This window comes from Geopseudomonas aromaticivorans, from assembly GCF_019097855.1.
GTDB lineage: Bacteria > Pseudomonadota > Gammaproteobacteria > Pseudomonadales > Pseudomonadaceae > Geopseudomonas > Geopseudomonas aromaticivorans.
On record NZ_JAHRGL010000010.1, the window covers coordinates 53662 to 69927 of the forward strand.

15 protein-coding genes and 1 other RNA gene are annotated in these 16266 nt (G+C 68.1%); 5 read left to right on the plus strand and 11 right to left on the minus strand.

Translation table 11 applies throughout. The features are described 5' to 3' along the window. Positions 1-42: 42 nt before the first annotated feature. From KRX52_RS03200 to KRX52_RS03215, 4 genes are read right to left on the minus strand one after another with little or no spacing between them, the layout of a single operon-like run. The gene (locus KRX52_RS03200; protein ID WP_217679716.1) at positions 43-1293 is read right to left on the minus strand and encodes a 2-octaprenyl-3-methyl-6-methoxy-1,4-benzoquinol hydroxylase; all 1251 of its coding nucleotides are present in this window, start codon (positions 1291-1293) and stop codon (positions 43-45) included. A 56-nt stretch (positions 1294-1349) separates the two neighbouring features. Beyond that, the gene (gene ubiH, locus KRX52_RS03205; RefSeq protein ID WP_217679717.1) at positions 1350-2555 is read right to left on the minus strand and encodes a 2-octaprenyl-6-methoxyphenyl hydroxylase; all 1206 of its coding nucleotides are present in this window, start codon (positions 2553-2555) and stop codon (positions 1350-1352) included. Between the two features lie 4 nt (positions 2556-2559). After that, complete coding sequence (pepP, locus tag KRX52_RS03210) at positions 2560-3894, minus strand: Xaa-Pro aminopeptidase (protein ID WP_217679718.1); 1335 nt, start codon at positions 3892-3894, stop codon at positions 2560-2562. Between the two features lie 21 nt (positions 3895-3915). After that, on the minus strand, positions 3916-4479 hold the full coding sequence (locus KRX52_RS03215; protein WP_217679719.1) for a UPF0149 family protein: 564 nt from the start codon (positions 4477-4479) through the stop codon (positions 3916-3918). A 153-nt stretch (positions 4480-4632) separates the two neighbouring features. Between KRX52_RS03215 and KRX52_RS03220 the strand changes: the two genes are divergently transcribed. The 4 genes from KRX52_RS03220 (at position 4633) to KRX52_RS03235 (ending at position 6131) form a co-directional block, all read left to right on the plus strand. Next, positions 4633-4842: a TIGR02449 family protein gene (locus KRX52_RS03220; RefSeq protein ID WP_217679720.1), complete on the plus strand. Its 210-nt coding sequence runs from the start codon at positions 4633-4635 to the stop codon at positions 4840-4842. Next, complete coding sequence (locus KRX52_RS03225) at positions 4839-5144, plus strand: cell division protein ZapA (RefSeq protein WP_217679721.1); 306 nt, start codon at positions 4839-4841, stop codon at positions 5142-5144. Before KRX52_RS03220 ends, KRX52_RS03225 begins: the two co-directional genes overlap by 4 nt. Positions 5145-5174: 30 nt before the next feature. Beyond that, a non-coding RNA gene (ssrS, locus tag KRX52_RS03230) (6S RNA) lies at positions 5175-5352 on the plus strand. Positions 5353-5474: 122 nt separating this feature from the next. Further along, positions 5475-6131, plus strand: coding sequence for a 5-formyltetrahydrofolate cyclo-ligase (locus tag KRX52_RS03235; protein WP_217679722.1), 657 nt, complete (start codon positions 5475-5477; stop codon positions 6129-6131). Positions 6132-6200: 69 nt separating this feature from the next. On the opposite strand, the gene KRX52_RS20905 is transcribed toward KRX52_RS03235, so the two are convergent. From KRX52_RS20905 to trxA, 5 genes are all read right to left on the minus strand, one after another. Then, positions 6201-6335, minus strand: a complete 135-nt coding sequence (locus KRX52_RS20905; protein WP_302850324.1) for a hypothetical protein — start codon at positions 6333-6335, stop codon at positions 6201-6203. Positions 6336-6543: 208 nt separating this feature from the next. Further along, positions 6544-7524, minus strand: coding sequence for a CDP-6-deoxy-delta-3,4-glucoseen reductase (locus tag KRX52_RS03240; protein ID WP_217679723.1), 981 nt, complete (start codon positions 7522-7524; stop codon positions 6544-6546). Then, the gene (gene ubiD, locus KRX52_RS03245; RefSeq protein ID WP_217679724.1) at positions 7524-8990 is read right to left on the minus strand and encodes a 4-hydroxy-3-polyprenylbenzoate decarboxylase; all 1467 of its coding nucleotides are present in this window, start codon (positions 8988-8990) and stop codon (positions 7524-7526) included. Before ubiD ends, KRX52_RS03240 begins: the two co-directional genes overlap by 1 nt. A gap of 206 nt (positions 8991-9196) precedes the next feature. Next, entirely contained in the window at positions 9197-10456 is a 1260-nt protein-coding gene (rho, locus tag KRX52_RS03250) for a transcription termination factor Rho (RefSeq protein ID WP_217679725.1), read from the minus strand. A 225-nt stretch (positions 10457-10681) separates the two neighbouring features. After that, a complete protein-coding gene (gene trxA, locus KRX52_RS03255; RefSeq protein ID WP_217679726.1) occupies positions 10682-11008 on the minus strand; it encodes a thioredoxin TrxA in 327 nt (108 codons plus the stop codon). A 217-nt stretch (positions 11009-11225) separates the two neighbouring features. Here trxA and ppx point away from each other — a divergent pair, with 217 nt between their 5' ends. After that, the gene (gene ppx, locus KRX52_RS03260) at positions 11226-12728 is read left to right on the plus strand and encodes an exopolyphosphatase (protein ID WP_217679727.1); all 1503 of its coding nucleotides are present in this window, start codon (positions 11226-11228) and stop codon (positions 12726-12728) included. A gap of 67 nt (positions 12729-12795) precedes the next feature. On the opposite strand, the gene ppk1 is transcribed toward ppx, so the two are convergent. Together ppk1 and hemB are read right to left on the minus strand one after the other, a co-directional pair. After that, on the minus strand, positions 12796-15024 hold the full coding sequence (gene ppk1, locus KRX52_RS03265; RefSeq protein ID WP_217679728.1) for a polyphosphate kinase 1: 2229 nt from the start codon (positions 15022-15024) through the stop codon (positions 12796-12798). Positions 15025-15043: 19 nt separating this feature from the next. After that, complete coding sequence (hemB, locus tag KRX52_RS03270; RefSeq protein WP_217679729.1) at positions 15044-16057, minus strand: porphobilinogen synthase; 1014 nt, start codon at positions 16055-16057, stop codon at positions 15044-15046. Between the last annotated feature and the right edge of the window lie 209 nt (positions 16058-16266).

Consider the following 16266-nt stretch of genomic DNA (forward strand, 5'->3'; position numbering starts at 1 on the left):
ATGATAGTTAATCCCATTTAGCTTCTCAACCACCAACAAGGCTCAGGCGCGTCTTTTTTGATCCACATCAGTGACGCACGCCCGGGCCAGCTCCGGCAGATCGCCGGACAGCCCCAGCGCCTGGCGCACGAACAGGCCCTTGGCCTCGTGATGGCCGTCCATCAGGCGCAGGCCGGCGTTGCGCAGCCAGCGCAGGGGCAGCGGGTCGGCCTGGAACAGCCGCTCGAAGCTTTCCATCGCCGCCATCATCGCCAGGTTGGGCGGCATGCGCCGGCGCTCGAAGCGGCCCAGCACGCGCAGGTCGGCCGGATTCTCGCCGCGCGCGCGGGCGTGCAGCAGCACCTCGGCCAGGGTGGCGGCATCGAGGAAACCGAGGTTGACCCCCTGCCCGGCCAGCGGATGGATCACGTGGGCGGCATCGCCAATCAGTGCCAGCCCCGCCTCGACGTAGCGTTTGGCGTGGCGCTGGCGCAGCGGGATGCACAGGCGCGGATCGACCTCCAGCACCGTCCCGAGGCGCTGCTCGAAGGCGCGGCCCAGCTCGGCGGCGAAGGCGGCAGCGTCCAGCGCCATCAGCCGTTCGGCCTCGCGCGGCGTGCACGACCAGACGATCGAGCACCAGTGGCGGTCGCCCGCGCGCTCGAGCGGCAGGAAGGCCAGCGGGCCGTCGTCGGTGAAGCGCTGCCAGGCGGTGGCCTGGTGCTCCTGCGCGCATCGCACGCTGGTGACGATGGCGTGGTGCAGGTAGTCCCACTCGCGGGTGGCGCAGCCCGCCAGGCGGCGCACCGCCGAGTTGGCGCCGTCGGCGGCGACCACTAGCGGCGCGCGCAGCTCGCGGCCGTCGGCCAGCTGCAGCAGCCAGCCGGCGCCAGAGCGGCGCAGTTGTTCTAGGCGCGCGCCTGCCAGCAGCTCGATGCCGCTGTCCTGCAGGCGGTCGAGCAGGGCGTCCTGCACCACGCGGTTCTCGACGATGTGGCCGAGCACCTCGGCGTGCACGCTGGCGGCGGAGAAGTGGATCTGCCCGGTGCCGGAGCCGTCCCACACCTGCATCGCCCGGTAGGGCGCGGCGCGGCGGGCGACGATGCCGTCCCAGGCGCCGAGGCGCTGGAGGATGCGCCGGCTGGCCTCGGACAGCGCGCTGACCCGCGGCTCGAACGGCGCCGCCGGGTCGAACGGCGTCACCGCCAGCGGCCCGCCGTCCAGCAGCAGGATGCGAAGGCCGCTGTCCTTGAGGGCCAGCGCCAGCGTGCTGCCGACCATGCCGGCGCCGACGATGATCAGGTCTGCTTGCATCTTCGCTGCTCCTCGCGCCCTGCCGCAGGGCTGATCAATCGAAAAGGAAAACCGGCTCAGGGCCGGGTGCCGAGGCCCATGGCCTGGCGGGCGAACCAGCGCTTGCCGGCGGGCCACAGCTCGAGCGCCAGCAGGCCGAGGTTGCGCACCTGCGCCAGCGGCAGCTGGCCGGTGGAGAACAGCCGGGTGACCTTGTCGGAAAAGCCCACGGTCAGCACCTGATCGAGCCGCTGGCCCGCCAGGTAGCCCTGCAGCTGGGCCAGGTCGCCGAGCCGGGCGCCATCCTGCAGCAGGCTCTCGCTCAGCGCCATGACGTCGCGCAAGGAAAGGTTGTAGCCCTGGCCGGCGATCGGGTGCAGGCCGTGGGCAGCGTTGCCGAGCACCACCAGGTGGCTGCGCACCTGCTCCTCGGCCTCGAGCAGCGCCAGCGGGTAGCTGTGCCGCGCGCCGACCTTGACGAAGCGGCCCAAACGGTAGCCGAACGCCTGCTGCAGCTCGGCGAGAAAGGCGCGCTCGTCCAGCGCCAGCAGGCGCGTGGCCTCGGCATCGGGACGGGTCCACACCAGTGCGCAGCGGTTGTCGGGCAGCGGCAGCAGGGCCATCGGCCCGTCGGCGGTGAAGCGCTCGAAGGCCTCGCCGCCATGCGGCTCGGCCGGGGTGACGTTGGCGATCAGCGCGGTCTGCTCATAGGGCGTGCGGCGCACATGGATGCCCAGCTGCTGGCGCAGGTCGGAACGCCCGCCGTCGGCCAGCACCAGCAGCTCGCAGTCGAGCGGGCTGCCGTCGTCGAGGGTCAGCCGATAGCCGCCGGCGCGGGCCTGCGCCGCGGTGACCCGCGCCGGGCAGCGCCAGTCGAGGCCGTCGGCGTGCAGCGCCTGCCACAGGCAGTGGCCGAGCCAGGCGTTCTCCACCACGTAGCCCAGCGCCGGCACACCCTCCTCGGTGGCGTCCAGCCGCACGGCGGCGAAACGGCCGCGCTCGGAGACGTGGATGCCGGTGATGGCCTCGGCACGCTCGGCAATCGCCGGCCACAGGCCGAGGCGCTCGTAGATCAGCCGGGTGCCCCAGGCCAGCGCCGAACAGCGCGCGTCGTAGCTGGGCTGGAAGCCGTCGCCCGGCGCGTACGGCTCGATCAGGCTGATCTGCCAGCCGCGCTCGAGGGCGCCGCCCTGCTGCAGGGCCAGGGCCAGGCTGGCGCCAACCAGACCGCCGCCGACGATGGCGATGCGCCCCTTGCCGCCGAAATGTCCGCTGCCGCTCATCGCCTCAGACCGCCTGGCTGCGCGCGGCAGCCATCAGCGCCTCGATCTCGGCGACCGTCTTCGGCACGCCGCCGGTAAGGATCTCGCAGCCGGTCTCGGTCACCACCACGTCGTCCTCGATGCGCACGCCGATGCCACGCCAGCGCGCCTCGACCGCGTGATTGTCGGGGGCGATGTAGATGCCCGGCTCGACGGTCATGCACATGCCCGGCGCCAGCTCGCGCCAGGTGCCGCCGATCTTGTAGTCGCCGACGTCGTGCACGTCCATGCCCAGCCAGTGCCCGGCGCGGTGCATGTAGAAGGGCTTGTAGGCCTCGCCCTCGATCAGCTCGTCGACCTCGCCAGCGAGCAGACCCAGCTCCACCAGGCCGGCGGTGATCACTCGCAGCGTGGCCTCGTGGGCCTGGTTCCAGTGCTTGCCCGGGGCAATCTCGTCGAAGGCGGCCTCCTGGGCGCGGAGCACCAGCTCGTAGATGGCCTTCTGCTCGGCGGAGAAGGTGCCGCTGACCGGGAAGGTGCGGGTGATGTCGCTGGCGTAGCAGTCGATCTCGCAGGCCGCGTCGATCAGCACCAGATCGCCGTCCTTGAGCACGTCGTCGTTCTCGCGGTAGTGCAGGATGCAGGCATTGCGGCCGGCCGCGACGATCGAGCCGTAGGCCGGCAGCTTGGCGCCGCCCTTGCGGAACTCGTAGTCCAGCTCGGCCTCCAGGTGGTACTCGTACAGCCCGGCACGGCTGGCCTGCATGGCCCGCACATGGGCACGGGCGGAGATTTCCGCGGCCGCGCGCATCACCGCGACCTCGCCGGCCGACTTGATCAGGCGCATCTCGTGCAGGCGGTGGTCGAGGGCGACGAACTCGGTGGGCACCGTGGCGCCATGACGCGCCTTGCTGCGCACGTCGTTGATCCAGCCGATCAGCTCGCGGTCGAACTCGGGGCTGACGCCCATGGCGTAGTAGACCCGCGAGAGACCCGCGATCAGGCCGGGGAGAACCTCATCGATGGCGCCGATGGCGAAGGCCTGGTCGGCGCCGTAGTTGCGCAGCGCGCCCTCCTGGCCGGCGCGCAAGCCCTCCCACAGCTCGCGCTCGGGATTGCGCTCGCGGCAGAACAGCACGTACTCGCCCTCGGCCCGCCCGGGGATCAGCGCCAGCACCGCCTCCGGCTCGGGGAAGCCGGTCAGGTACTGGAAGTCGCTGTCCTGGCGATAGGCCTGCTCGACGTCGCGGTTGCGGATCTGCACCGGCGCCGCCGGTAGCAGGGCGATGCTGCCCGGCTCCATCTGCTGCATCAGGGCCTGGCGACGACGGGCATACTCGGACGGGGCAATACGGGTCATGGGCGCGCCTCTCGGGTCGGATCAGTGCAGGGAAGGCTTGGCGTCGGCCGCGGGCTTCACCGGCAGGCCGCCGCACTCGGCGAGCAGCAGCAGGGGGGCGACGCGCAGGTACTCCATGACTTCCATGTAGTCGTTCTCGGCGTCCTCGGACTCCTCCAGCGACTCCTCGATGCGGGCGATGGCGGCCAGGTCCTGCAGCACCTCGCTCGCCTCGGCGGACAGCTGGCCTGCACGAGCGGTCAGGCCGAAGCCGGCGAGGAAGCCCTGGCACCATTGCCCCAGGGCCGCGGCGCGCTCGGCCAGCGGCGCCTCGTCGGCGGGCAGCAGCAGGACCAGCGACAGTTCGCCGCCCTCCAGCTCGCTCTTGAGCATCGCTTGCAGGCCGACCAGCGCCTGGCGCACGCGCTCCTCGGGGGCGCTGTCGAGCAGCTCGGCGGCAGCGGCCAGCCACAGGTCGGCATCGAAGCCGGCGCCGGCGCAGGTGCGCCCCAGCAGCAGACCGTGCAGTTCGGCAGGAGAAATGGACTGACCGGCACTGCTCAGCAGGGCCGCGAAGGCGGAATAGGCGGAGGCGGGAAGAGACATGGCAGCGGACGGCACCGGACGGGATGGCTGAAATCAGAGGGCCATCCTAGCACCGGCGGACCGCCCAAGACCATCGACGCCGCCAGCGGCGATCCCGGCCATCGGCGACCCTGCTATAGTTGAATTTCCATCCAGCGCCTGTAACGAGAGCCCATGGAAGACGCCGACCTCAACGCCCTCACGGCGAAGATCGACCAGCTGATTCGTCTGGTTGCGCAGCTGCGTGCGGACAACCTGCAACTGCGCAGCAGCGAACGACAGTGGCGCGAGGAGCGCGTCCGTCTGCTCGAACAGAACGAACTGGCCCGGCACACGGTCGAATCGATGATTTCGCGTCTCAAAGCCTTGGAGCAGGACTCATGACCCAGCCTTTCACCGTCACCGTGCAGATTCTCGACAAGGACTACCACATCAGCTGCCCGCCAGCGCAGCGCGCCAACCTGGAGCAGGCCGCGCGCTACCTAGACGGCAAGATGCGCGAGATCCGCCTCAGCGGCAAGGTGATCGGCGCCGAACGCATCGCGGTACTCGCCGCGCTGAACATCAGCCACGACCTGTTGCAGCGCCCGGCCAGCGCCGAACCGGCGGGCGAGCAGGTCCGCGAGCTGCTGGCAAAGATCGATAGCGCCCTGCTGGAAAGTCCGACTGAGTCACAACAGGGATGACAAGCCCGGCGTTTGCGGTAAACTCAGCCCAACTCCCTGGGGTGTTTGCCAGCTGGTTACGTCCCTGAGCCGATTCGCATAACCTGGGGGCTGCATTCTGGAGCCGGTGCGCATGTCCGCTCGACGGAAAGCCTTAACGCTTCTTGCAGCCTCCACCTTGAACTTTCGGGTTCAAGGGCCACACCGGCAGCGACACTTCGGGGAGTCATTCTTATCTTCCGGGCTTGGCCATGCGCCGTGCCCGCGGCAGCCACGGCTGCCCTGCCCCGCCACTGTCGCCGCCAGCGGCCACGTGGGCCGGCGACCCAGACCGGAGCGTCGCATCTCGCCATGATCCACGCCGACAACCTGTCCCGCCCCGCCCTGCGCCGCCAGCTGCGCGACTGTCGCCGCGCCCTCACGCCGGCCCAGCAGCGCCAGGCCTCCCGCGACCTGTATCGCCAGCTCGCCCAGCATCCGCTGTTCCGCCGCGCCCGCCACATCGCCCTGTACCTGCCCAACGACGGCGAGATCGATCCGCTGCTGCTGCGCCGCGAAGCCTGGCGCCGCGGCAAGCACGTCTACCTGCCGCTGCTGGCGCATTGGCCGCGCACGCACATGGTGTTCCAGCGCCTGGCGAGCGGCGAAACGCTGCGCCGCAACCGCTTCCGCATTCCCGAGCCGCAACCGTGCCCGGCGCGCCAGCGCCGGCCCTGGGCGCTCGACCTGCTGCTGCTGCCACTGGTGGGTTTCGATGACGGCGGCGGCCGGCTGGGCATGGGCGGCGGCTTCTACGACCGCGCCCTGGCCTACCGCCTGCGGCACAAGAACTGGCAGAAGCCGGTACTGCTGGGACTGGCGCACGCCTGCCAGCAGGTCGATCGCCTGCCGCTGGAGAGCTGGGATGTGCCGCTGCACGCGACAGTGACCGATCGCGGCTGGCATGCCGGCTGCCGGCGCGAGGAGCTGGAGGAAGCGCGCAGCGCGCAGGGCCTGCGCCGCGGCTGATAATCCGCCGGCAGGGCGCCAGCGTTGCCGGCCGCCGCAGAGGCGGCCGGGCGTCGAGTCAGCGGAGGATCAGGGCTGACGCTCGTACACGGCAGGCACATCGCCCGGCTTGGGCCACAGGCTCTGCGCATAGCTGGTGGTGACCACCCCCAGACCGAACAGGAAAACCAGAACCCACAACATGTCGGGTTTCTTGCGTTGCATCGACTGCCACTCCCTTGCAGGCAAGCTTGAAGTGCGAATCGCCGGTGCTTCTCTGACCACCTGGCGAGTAGTTTGGATTCGAGCGGGCGCATTCTCCGGCAACGCGGCAAGGCATGCAATTTGTCCATGCAACCAGTGGTCGGCAAGTGCGCCGGCTGCGACCGACAGCACAGCCGGCGGGCGACCGGCGCCGCGCGCCGGCCGCAACTCAGGCCGGCCGCGGGGCGTAGGCGAACACGTCGGCGCGCATCTGGTGGGCATCCATGCCGGCCGCCACCAGCGCATCCAGCGTGCCGTAGACCATCGCCGGCGAGCCGCTGGCATAGACGTGCAGGGGCTTGAGGTCGGCGAAGTCGGCGCACACCGCCTGGTGCAGCAGGCCGCAGCGCCCGCTCCAGCCGTCGTCCGGCTGTGGATCGCTGACCACTTGGTGCAGGAACAGGTTGGGCAGCTGCCGCCACTCTTCCCATACCGGCAGACGGTAGAACTCCTGCGGCCGGCGTACACCCCAGTACAGATGCACCGGCTGGGCGAAGCCGAGGGTGCGGCAGTGTTCGATCAGGCTGTGCATCTGCGCCAGTCCGGTACCGGCGGCGAGCAGCAGCAGCGGACCGTCGGGCAGCTCAGCCAGATGGCAGTCGCCGAACGGCAGCTGCACCCGGGCCAGCCCCTGGCGCCGAATGAAGTCGAGCAGGCTGCGCGTGCCCTCGTCGCGGGCGAAGATGTGCAGCTCCAGCTCGCGCCCGGCGTGCGGCGCCGAGGCGATGGAGAAGGCCGCCTGGCTGCCGTTCTCGCGCTCCAGCAGCAGATACTGCCCGGCGTGGTAGCGCGGCGGCTTGCCGGCCGGCGCGCGCAGGCGCAGACGGAACACGTCGCCGCCCAGCGCCTGGCACTCGACCAGCTGGCAGGCCAACTGGCGCACCGGCAGCTCGCCGGGTGCCAGCACGCCGTCCCAGTGCAGCACGCAGTCCTCCAGCGGCTCGGCGAGGCAGGTGAACAGTTCGCCATGGTCCAGCTCGGCGCCCTGCTGGCGCACCTTGCCCTCCACCAACAGCGCGGCGCAGACGTGGCAGTTGCCGTTGCGGCAGCTCTGCGGGCAGTCGAAACCCAGGCGGCGCGCACCGTCGAGGATGCGCTCGCCGGGCAGCAGTTCCAGGCTGAGACCGGAGGGTTGCAGGGTAATACGCATCAGTCGATCCCCAGGCTTGACCACAGTTCGTCGACCCGCCGCTTCACCGCCTCGTCCTGGACGATGGCCCGTCCCCACTCGCGCGGGGTCTCGCCCGGCCACTTGTGGGTGGCGTCGAGGCCCATCTTGCTGCCCAGGCCGGAGATCGGCGAGGCAAAGTCGAGGTAGTCGATCGGCGTGTTGTCGATCAGCACCGTGTCGCGCTTGGGATCCATGCGCGTGGTGATCGCCCAGATCACGTCGTTCCAGTCGCGGGCGTTGATGTCGTCGTCGGTGACGATGACGAACTTGGTGTACATGAACTGGCGCAGGAAGCTCCACACGCCGAGCATCACCCGCTTGGCGTGGCCCGGGTACTGCTTCTTGATGGTCACCACCGCCATACGGTAAGAGCAGCCTTCCGGCGGCAGGTAGAAGTCGACGATCTCGGGGAACTGCTTCTGCAGGATCGGCACGAACACTTCGTTGAGCGCCACGCCGAGGATCGCCGGCTCGTCCGGCGGCCGGCCGGTGTAGGTGCTGTGGTAGATGGCGTCGCGGCGCCGGGTGATGCGCTCGACGGTGAACACCGGGAAACGGTCGACCTCGTTGTAGTAGCCGGTGTGGTCGCCGTAGGGACCCTCGTCGGCCATCTCGCCGGGATAGATGTGCCCTTCCAGCACCATCTCGGCAAACGCCGGCACCTGCAGATCCGAGCCGACCGCCTTGACCAGCTCGGTGCGCTGCCCGCGCAGCAGGCCGGCGAAGGCGTATTCGGACAGCGTGTCCGGCACCGGGGTGACCGCGCCGAGGATGGTCGCCGGGTCGGCACCGAGCGCCACGGCCACCGGATAGGGGCGTTCCGGGTACTTCTGGCACCACTCGCGATAGTCCAGCGCGCCGCCGCGGTGGCTGAGCCAGCGCATGATCAGCTTGTTGCGGCCAATCACCTGCTGGCGGTAGATGCCGAGGTTCTGCCGCTCCTTGTTCGGGCCCTTGGTGATGGTCAGCCCCCAGGTGATCAGCGGCCCGACGTCGCCGGGCCAGCAGTGCTGGATCGGCAGCTGGCCGAGGTCGACGTCGTCGCCGGCGATGATCTCTTCCTGGCAGGGCGCATCCTTGAGCACCTTCGGCGCCATGCTGATGACCTTCTTGAAGATCGGCAGCTTGCTCCAGGCGTCCTTCAGCCCCTTGGGCGGCTCCGGCTCCTTGAGGAAAGCCAGCAACTTGCCGATCTCGCGCAGCTCGGCGACCTCCTCGGCCCCCATGCCCAGCGCCACGCGCTTGGGCGTGCCGAACAGGTTGCCGAGCACCGGCGTGGAAAAGCCGGTCGGATTCTCGAACAGCAATGCCGGACCCTGCTTGCGCAGGGTCCGGTCGCAGATTTCGGTCATTTCCAGCACGGGCGAGACCGGCGTCTGGATGCGCTTGAGTTCGCCGCGCGTCTCCAGGCCGCGAATGAATTCGCGCAGGTCACGATACTGCATGCTTGAGCCTCGGGAAGAATCGAAGGCGCAGAGTCTAGCGCCGAACGGCACCGGGCAGAAACCGCGAGAGGCTGTATGTGGAGGCGAATTCATTCGCCTTGGCGAGTCCTGCCGGCGAATGAGTTCGCCCCTGCGGCCGTACCAACCGCGCAGAAACGACAACGGCCGGGATGGCCGGCCGTTGTCTGCAGTTCCAGGGAGAAGCCTTACTTGCGCTTCATCGACTGGAAGAATTCCTCGTTGGTCTTGGAATCCTTGAGACGGTCGAGGAGGAACTCGATGGCGGCGATCTCGTCCATCGGATGGAGGATCTTGCGCAGGATCCAGATGCGCTGCAGCTCCTCATCGCCGGTCAGCAGCTCTTCGCGACGGGTACCGGAACGGTTGATGTTGATCGCCGGGAACACGCGCTTCTCGGAGATCTTGCGGTCCAGCTGCAGCTCCATGTTGCCGGTGCCCTTGAATTCCTCGTAGATCACCTCGTCCATCTTCGAGCCGGTTTCCACCAGCGCGGTGGCGAGGATGGTCAGGCTGCCGCCCTCCTCGATGTTGCGCGCGGCACCGAAGAAGCGCTTGGGCTTCTCCAGGGCGTGGGCGTCGACACCGCCGGTGAGCACCTTGCCGGAGCTGGGGATCACGGTGTTGTAGGCGCGGGCCAGACGGGTGATGGAGTCGAGCAGGATGACCACGTCCTTCTTGTGCTCGACCAGGCGCTTGGCCTTCTCGATCACCATCTCGGCGACCTGCACGTGGCGGGTCGGCGGTTCGTCGAAGGTCGAGGCGACCACTTCGCCGCGCACGGTGCGCTGCATCTCGGTCACTTCCTCCGGGCGCTCGTCGATCAGCAGGACGATCAGGTGGCACTCGGGGTTGTTGCGGGTGATGTTGGCGGCGATGTTCTGCAGCATGATGGTCTTGCCCGCCTTCGGCGGAGCGACGATCAGGCCGCGCTGGCCCTTGCCGATCGGCGCGCACAGGTCGATCACGCGGGCGGTCAGATCCTCTTTGGAACCGTTGCCGGCTTCCATCTTCAACCGCTTGTTGGCGAACAGCGGGGTGAGGTTCTCGAACAGGATCTTGTTCTTGGCGTTCTCCGGGCGGTCGAAGTTGATGGTGTCGACCTTGAGCAGCGCGAAGTAGCGCTCGCCTTCCTTGGGCGGACGGATCTTGCCGATGATGGTGTCGCCGGTGCGCAGGTTGAAGCGGCGGATCTGGCTGGGCGAGACGTAGATGTCGTCCGGGCCGGCCAGGTAGGAGGAATCCGCGGAGCGCAGGAATCCGAAGCCGTCCTGCAGGATCTCCAGCACGCCATCCCCGGAGATCTCCTCACCGCTTTTCGCGTGCTTTTTCAGCAGGGCGAAGATGATGTCCTGCTTGCGCGACCGGGCCATGTTTTCCAGGCCCATCTGGTCGGCCATTTCCAGCAGTTCGGGAATCGGCTTTTGCTTGAGTTCGGTCAGGTTCATAGGATGAGGTGCATCGGGGAGAGAAGGAAAGCATTGAGCTCGGGAGGCCGCGCCGCAGGGAGACGGCAGGTTCACTGCGAGAATCCGGGGCGAGAGGGTGGCGGCGACGGCATGCAGGAAGCAGTAGATAGGACTGCTGCCCGAATTTATCACTGCATTCGTGGCACAGTCTAGACGGCAAACAGAAAAAACCCCGCACCAGGCGGGGTTTGTCGCACATCAGGTTCAGATGTTGCTGTCGAGGAAGGCGGCCAGCTGCGACTTGGACAGGGCGCCGACCTTGGTCGCTTCGACGTTGCCATTCTTGAACAGCATCAGGGTCGGGATGCCGCGCACGCCGAACTTAGCCGGAGTGTCCTGGTTCTCGTCGATGTTCAGCTTGCACACCTTGAGCTTGCCTTGATAGTCCTTGGCGATCTCGTCCAGCACCGGGGCAATCATCTTGCACGGACCACACCACTCGGCCCAGTAGTCGACCAGCACGGGGCTGTCGGCCTTGAGCACGTCCTGCTCGAAGCTGGCGTCGGTCACGTTGGTGATGAATTCGCTCATGGGGAATCTCCGTAATTCGGATGCGACAAAAAGTTGCGTCATCATAGCCCCAGTCGCCGGCCACCGGAAGGCGGCGGGCGATTGGCAATCGCTATGGTGGGCAGCGGCGCCGTCTATGACCGGTGGCGGTGCGCGCCCCTGACAACCGTCAACTGCGTCACACGCTATTGCTCTATCATGGCAGCCTTACGCCGTTTTGCCGCGAGAAGCATCGACCATGCCGTACACCCCCGCCGAAGCCTTTCCCCTGATCGCCGCCATCGACATCGGCTCCAACAGCATCCACATGGTCCTGGCTCGCGTCGACCAGGGCGAGATCCGCCTGCTCGACCGCCTCGGCGAGAAGGTCCAGCTGGCCGCCGGCCTCGACGAGCAGCGCAACCTCGACGAGGCGGCGATGACCCGTGGCCTCGACTGCCTGCGCCGCTACGCCCAGCTGATCCATGGCCTGCCGCAGGGCGCGGTGCGCATCGTCGCCACCAACGCCCTGCGCGAGGCACGCAACCGGGCGGTGTTCATCCGCCGCGCCGAGGAGCTGCTCGGTCATCAGGTGGAGCTGGTCTCCGGCCGCGAGGAGGCCCGCCTGATCTACCTCGGCGTTTCGCACAGCCTGCCGGATGCCGAGGGCAAGCGCCTGGTGATCGACATCGGCGGCGGCAGCACCGAGTTCATCATCGGCGAGCGCTTCGACTCGCTGCTGCGCGAGAGCCAGCAGATGGGCTGCGTCAGCTACAGCAAGCGCTACTTCGGCGACGGCAAGCTGAGCCTGGCGCGCTATGCCCAGGCCTACACCGCCGCGCGCCTGGAGCTGATGAGCTTCGAGCAGGCGGTACGCAAGCTGGGCTGGAGCGAGGCGGTCGGCTCCTCCGGCAGCATTCGCGCCATCAGCCAGGCGCTGGCGGCCGGCGGCCAGGGCAACGGCGAGATCACCCCGGCGGGGCTGGCCTGGCTCAAGCGCAAGCTGCTCAAGTGCGACAGTCTGGCCGAACTGGCCATCGACGGGGTCAAGCCGGATCGCCAATCGATCCTGCCGGCGGGCCTGGCGATCCTCGAGGCGACCTTCGACGCCCTCGGCATCGAGTCGATGAGCCATACCGAGGGCGCTCTGCGCGAAGGCGTGCTGTACGACATGATCGGCCGGCAGAGTCACGAGGACGTGCGCGAGCGCACCCTGTCGGCACTGATGGAGCGCTACCACGTCGACCTGGAGCAGGCCGCGCGGGTGGAAGCCAAGGCGCTGTCGATCCTCGCCCAGGTCGCCGAGCCTTGGGGGCTCAACGACGAATGGCACCGCGAGCTGCTGTCGTGGGGTGCCAGGGTGCACGAGATCGGCATGGACATCGCCCACTACCACTACCACAAGCACGGCTCCTACATCCTCGAGCATGCCGACCTGGCCGGCTTCGCCCGCATCGACCAGCAGATGCTGGCGCTGCTGGTGCGCGGCCACCGTCGCAACATTCCGGTGGACCGCTTCGCCGAGTTCGGCGAGGAAGGCGAGCGCCTGGTGCGCCTGTGCATCGTGCTGCGCTTCGCCATCCTGTTCCACCACATCCGCGGCACCCAGGAAATGCCCGAGGTGACCTTCCACGCCGGCCCGCGCAGCCTGGAAGCGGTGTTTCCCGCCGGCTGGCTGCAGGCCAACCCGCTGACGCAGGCCGATATCGAGGCCGAGGCGCAGTGGCTGGCACGGGTGGGCTACAAGCTCGGAGGGCGCTGAGCCAGCGGCGCGGCAACAAAAAAAGGGCAGCTCCGCGCGGGGCTGCCCTTTTTCGTTTGGCTGCGGCTCAGCGTGCCGACAGCACCGGGCTGCTGAGCTTCTCGACCATCAGCGCCTGGGCGTTGCGCGCGTTCTGGTTGCCGGTCGGCTGCAGGCGCTGGTAGCGACCGTCGCTCTGCAGGGCCCAGGCCTGGGTATTGTCGGCCAAGTAGGCCTCCAGCTCCTTCTTGACCCGGGTGATCAGCTTCTTGCCTTCCAGCGGGAAGCAGGTCTCCACCCGCTTGTCGAGGTTGCGCTCCATCCAGTCGGCGCTGGACAGGTACAGCTGCTCGTCGCCGCCATTGAGGAAGTAGTAGGCGCGGCTGTGCTCGAGGAAGCGGCCGATGATCGAGCGCACGTAGATGTTGTGCGACACACCGGGAATGCCCGGACGCAGGCAGCACATGCCGCGCACGATCAGGTCGATGCGCACCCCGCACTGGCTGGCCTTGTACAGCGCCTTGATCACCTTGGGATCGGTCAGCGAGTTCATCTTGGCGATGATGTGCGCCGGCTTGCCCTCGCTGGCGTGCTGCCCTTCGCGGGCGATCATGTCGAGCAGGGTCTTCTTCAGGGTGAAGGGCGCGTGCAGCAGCTTCTTCATGCGCAGGCTCTTGCCCATGCCGATCAGCTGGTTGAACAGCTTGGAGACGTCCTCGCACAGCGCGTCGTCGGAGGTCAGCAGGCTGTAGTCGGTGTACAGGCGGGCGTTGCCGGCGTGGTAGTTGCCGGTACCGAGGTGGGCGTAGCGCACCAGTTCGCCGTTCTCGCGGCGCAGGATCAGCATCATCTTGGCGTGGGTCTTGAAGCCGACCACGCCGTAGATCACCACCGCGCCGGCCTGCTGCAGGCGGCTGGCCAGGGCCAGGTTGGACTCCTCGTCGAAGCGCGCGCGGATTTCGATCACCGCGGTGACTTCCTTGCCGCTGCGCGCGGCATCCACCAGCGCGTCGACGATTTCCGAGTTGGCCCCGGTGCGGTACAGGGTCTGCTTGATCGCCAGCACGTGGGGGTCCTTGGCCGCCTGGCGCAGCATGTCGACCACCGGGGTGAACGACTCGAACGGGTGGTAGAGCAGCACGTCCTGCTTGCCGACCACGTTGAACAGCTTGTCGCTGCTCTGCAGCAGCTTGGGAATCACCGGGGTCAGCGGCGCGTACTGCAGCTCGCGGTGACTGTCCAGGCCGGTGATGGAGAACAGCCGGGTCAGGTTGACCGGACCGTTGACCCGGTACATTTCCGATTCGGCCAGGCCGAACTGCTTGAGCAGGTAGTCGGAGAGGTGCTGTGGGCAGGTATCCGCCACCTCCAGGCGCACCGCATCGCCGAAGCGCCGCGAGAACAGCTCGCCGCGCAGGGCGCGGGCCAGGTCCTCGACGTCCTCGGCATCCACCGACAGGTCGGCGTTGCGGGTCAGGCGGAACTGGTAGCAGCCCTTGACGCTCATGCCGTGGAACAGCTCGTCGGCGTGGGCATGGATCATCGAGGAGAGGAACACGAAGTTGTCGCCGGGGCCGCCGACCTCTTCCGGCACGCGGATCACCCGCGGCAGCAGACGCGGCGCCGGCAGGATGGCCAGACCGGAGTCGCGGCCGAAGGCGTCGATGCCTTCCAGCTCGACGATGAAGTTCAGGCTCTTGTTGACCAGCAGCGGGAACGGGTGGGTCGGGTCGAGGCCGATCGGCGTCATGATCGGCGCGATCTCCTCGCGGAAATAGCGACGCACCCAGGTCTTGATCTTCGCCGTCCAGTGGCGGCGGCGGATGAAGCGGATCTGGTGCTGCTCCAGCTCGGGCAGCAGCACGTCGTTGAGGATCGCGTACTGGCGCTCGACCTGCTCGTGGACCAGCTCGCTGATCCGCGCCAGCACCTGCTGCGGCTGCAGGCCGTCGGCGCCGGCCAGTTCGCGGGCGAAGGCGACCTGCTTCTTCAGCCCGGCGACGCGGATCTCGAAGAACTCGTCGAGGTTGCTGGAGAAGATCAGCAGGAACTTCAGGCGCTCGAGCAGCGGCGTGGCCTCGTCGAGCGCCTGCTCCAAGACGCGGATATTGAACTTCAGCTGCGACAGCTCGCGGTGGATGTACAGGCTGCTGTCATCCAGCCCCGGCGCGGGGGGCAGCGTCTCGCCGGCCGCCTCCGCCGCCTGCAGCGGATCGATATCCACGGCCGGCAGCGCGGCCTCCTCGGGTTCGGGGAGCGGGCTGGGAGCAGCCGGCAGCCCCGGCAGTTCGTTATCGATGTGTCCTGAATTGTTCATTGCTGGTTCCTGCAGGGCCTCAGCCCTGTTGTTTCAACAGTTGCGCGGCACGCTTGGCGAAGTAGGTGAGAATGCCATCGGCCCCGGCGCGCTTGAACGCGACCAAAGACTCGAGGATCACCGCCTCGGACAGCCAGCCGTTCTGGATCGCCGCCATGTGCATGGCGTACTCGCCGCTGACCTGATAGACAAAGGTCGGCGCGCGGAATTCATCCTTCACCCGGCGCAGCACGTCGAGGTAGGGCATGCCCGGCTTGACCATCACCATGTCGGCGCCCTCGGCCAGGTCGGCGGCCACCTCGTGCAGGGCCTCGTCGCCGTTGGCCGGATCCATCTGGTAGGTGTTCTTGCTGCCCTTGCCGAGGTTGCCGGCCGAGCCTACCGCATCGCGGAACGGGCCGTAGTAGGCGCTGGCGTACTTGGCCGAGTAGGCCATGATGCGCACGTTCGGGTGGTCGGCCAGTTCCAGCGCCTCGCGGATCGCCTGGATGCGGCCGTCCATCATGTCCGACGGGGCCACCACCTGAGCACCGGCGGCCGCATGCGACAGCGCCTGCTTGACCAGCGCATCGACGGTGACGTCGTTCTGCACGTAGCCGTCGGCATCGAGGATGCCGTCCTGGCCGTGGGTGGTGAACGGGTCGAGAGCCACGTCGGTGATGACCCCCAGCTCCGGAAAGCGTGCGCGCAGGGCGCGGGTGGCGCGCTGCGCCAGGCCGTCCGGGTTCCACGCCTCTTCGGCGAGCAGCGACTTCTTCTCCAACGGCGTCACCGGGAACAGCGCCAGTGCCGGAATGCCCAGCGCCACCAGCTCCGCGGCCTCCTCGAGCAGCAGGTCGATGGACAGGCGCTCCACTCCCGGCATCGACGGCACCGCCTCGCGACGGTTCTCACCCTCCAGCACGAACACCGGCAGGATCAGGTCGTCGGTGGTCAGCACGTTCTCGCGCACCAGGCGGCGGGAGAAGTCGTCGCGGCGGTTACGGCGCAGGCGGGTGGCGGGGAACAAGCGGTTGGCGGGGGTAAAGCTCACGGCGCACTCCAGAGCCCGGGCGACGGGCGCAGCTTGACAGTCTATGAAGCAATTATGACGGAAATGCGACAACCTCCGGGCACACAGTCCGGAGGTTCGCCCTTCCTGGCCGCTACCATAGCCCGTCGACGCCCTGATCGGCCACCGACGCATGGCCGCAGTGGCCCGCTTGCAGCTAGGATGGTGACTAACCGCTTGCGCCTGCGCCG

Coding starts and splice junctions, on each gene's coding strand:
- KRX52_RS03200 (WP_217679716.1), bottom strand. CDS start 1,293: ATGCAAGCAGACCTGATCATCGTCGGCGCCGGCATGGTCGGCAGCACG.
- ubiH (WP_217679717.1), bottom strand. CDS start 2,555: ATGAGCGGCAGCGGACATTTCGGCGGCAAGGGGCGCATCGCCATCGTC.
- pepP (WP_217679718.1), bottom strand. CDS start 3,894: ATGACCCGTATTGCCCCGTCCGAGTATGCCCGTCGTCGCCAGGCCCTG.
- KRX52_RS03215 (WP_217679719.1), bottom strand. CDS start 4,479: ATGTCTCTTCCCGCCTCCGCCTATTCCGCCTTCGCGGCCCTGCTGAGC.
- KRX52_RS03220 (WP_217679720.1), top strand. CDS start 4,633: ATGGAAGACGCCGACCTCAACGCCCTCACGGCGAAGATCGACCAGCTG.
- KRX52_RS03225 (WP_217679721.1), top strand. CDS start 4,839: ATGACCCAGCCTTTCACCGTCACCGTGCAGATTCTCGACAAGGACTAC.
- KRX52_RS03235 (WP_217679722.1), top strand. CDS start 5,475: ATGATCCACGCCGACAACCTGTCCCGCCCCGCCCTGCGCCGCCAGCTG.
- KRX52_RS20905 (WP_302850324.1), bottom strand. CDS start 6,335: ATGCAACGCAAGAAACCCGACATGTTGTGGGTTCTGGTTTTCCTGTTC.
- KRX52_RS03240 (WP_217679723.1), bottom strand. CDS start 7,524: ATGCGTATTACCCTGCAACCCTCCGGTCTCAGCCTGGAACTGCTGCCC.
- ubiD (WP_217679724.1), bottom strand. CDS start 8,990: ATGCAGTATCGTGACCTGCGCGAATTCATTCGCGGCCTGGAGACGCGC.
- rho (WP_217679725.1), bottom strand. CDS start 10,456: ATGAACCTGACCGAACTCAAGCAAAAGCCGATTCCCGAACTGCTGGAA.
- trxA (WP_217679726.1), bottom strand. CDS start 11,008: ATGAGCGAATTCATCACCAACGTGACCGACGCCAGCTTCGAGCAGGAC.
- ppx (WP_217679727.1), top strand. CDS start 11,226: ATGCCGTACACCCCCGCCGAAGCCTTTCCCCTGATCGCCGCCATCGAC.
- ppk1 (WP_217679728.1), bottom strand. CDS start 15,024: ATGAACAATTCAGGACACATCGATAACGAACTGCCGGGGCTGCCGGCT.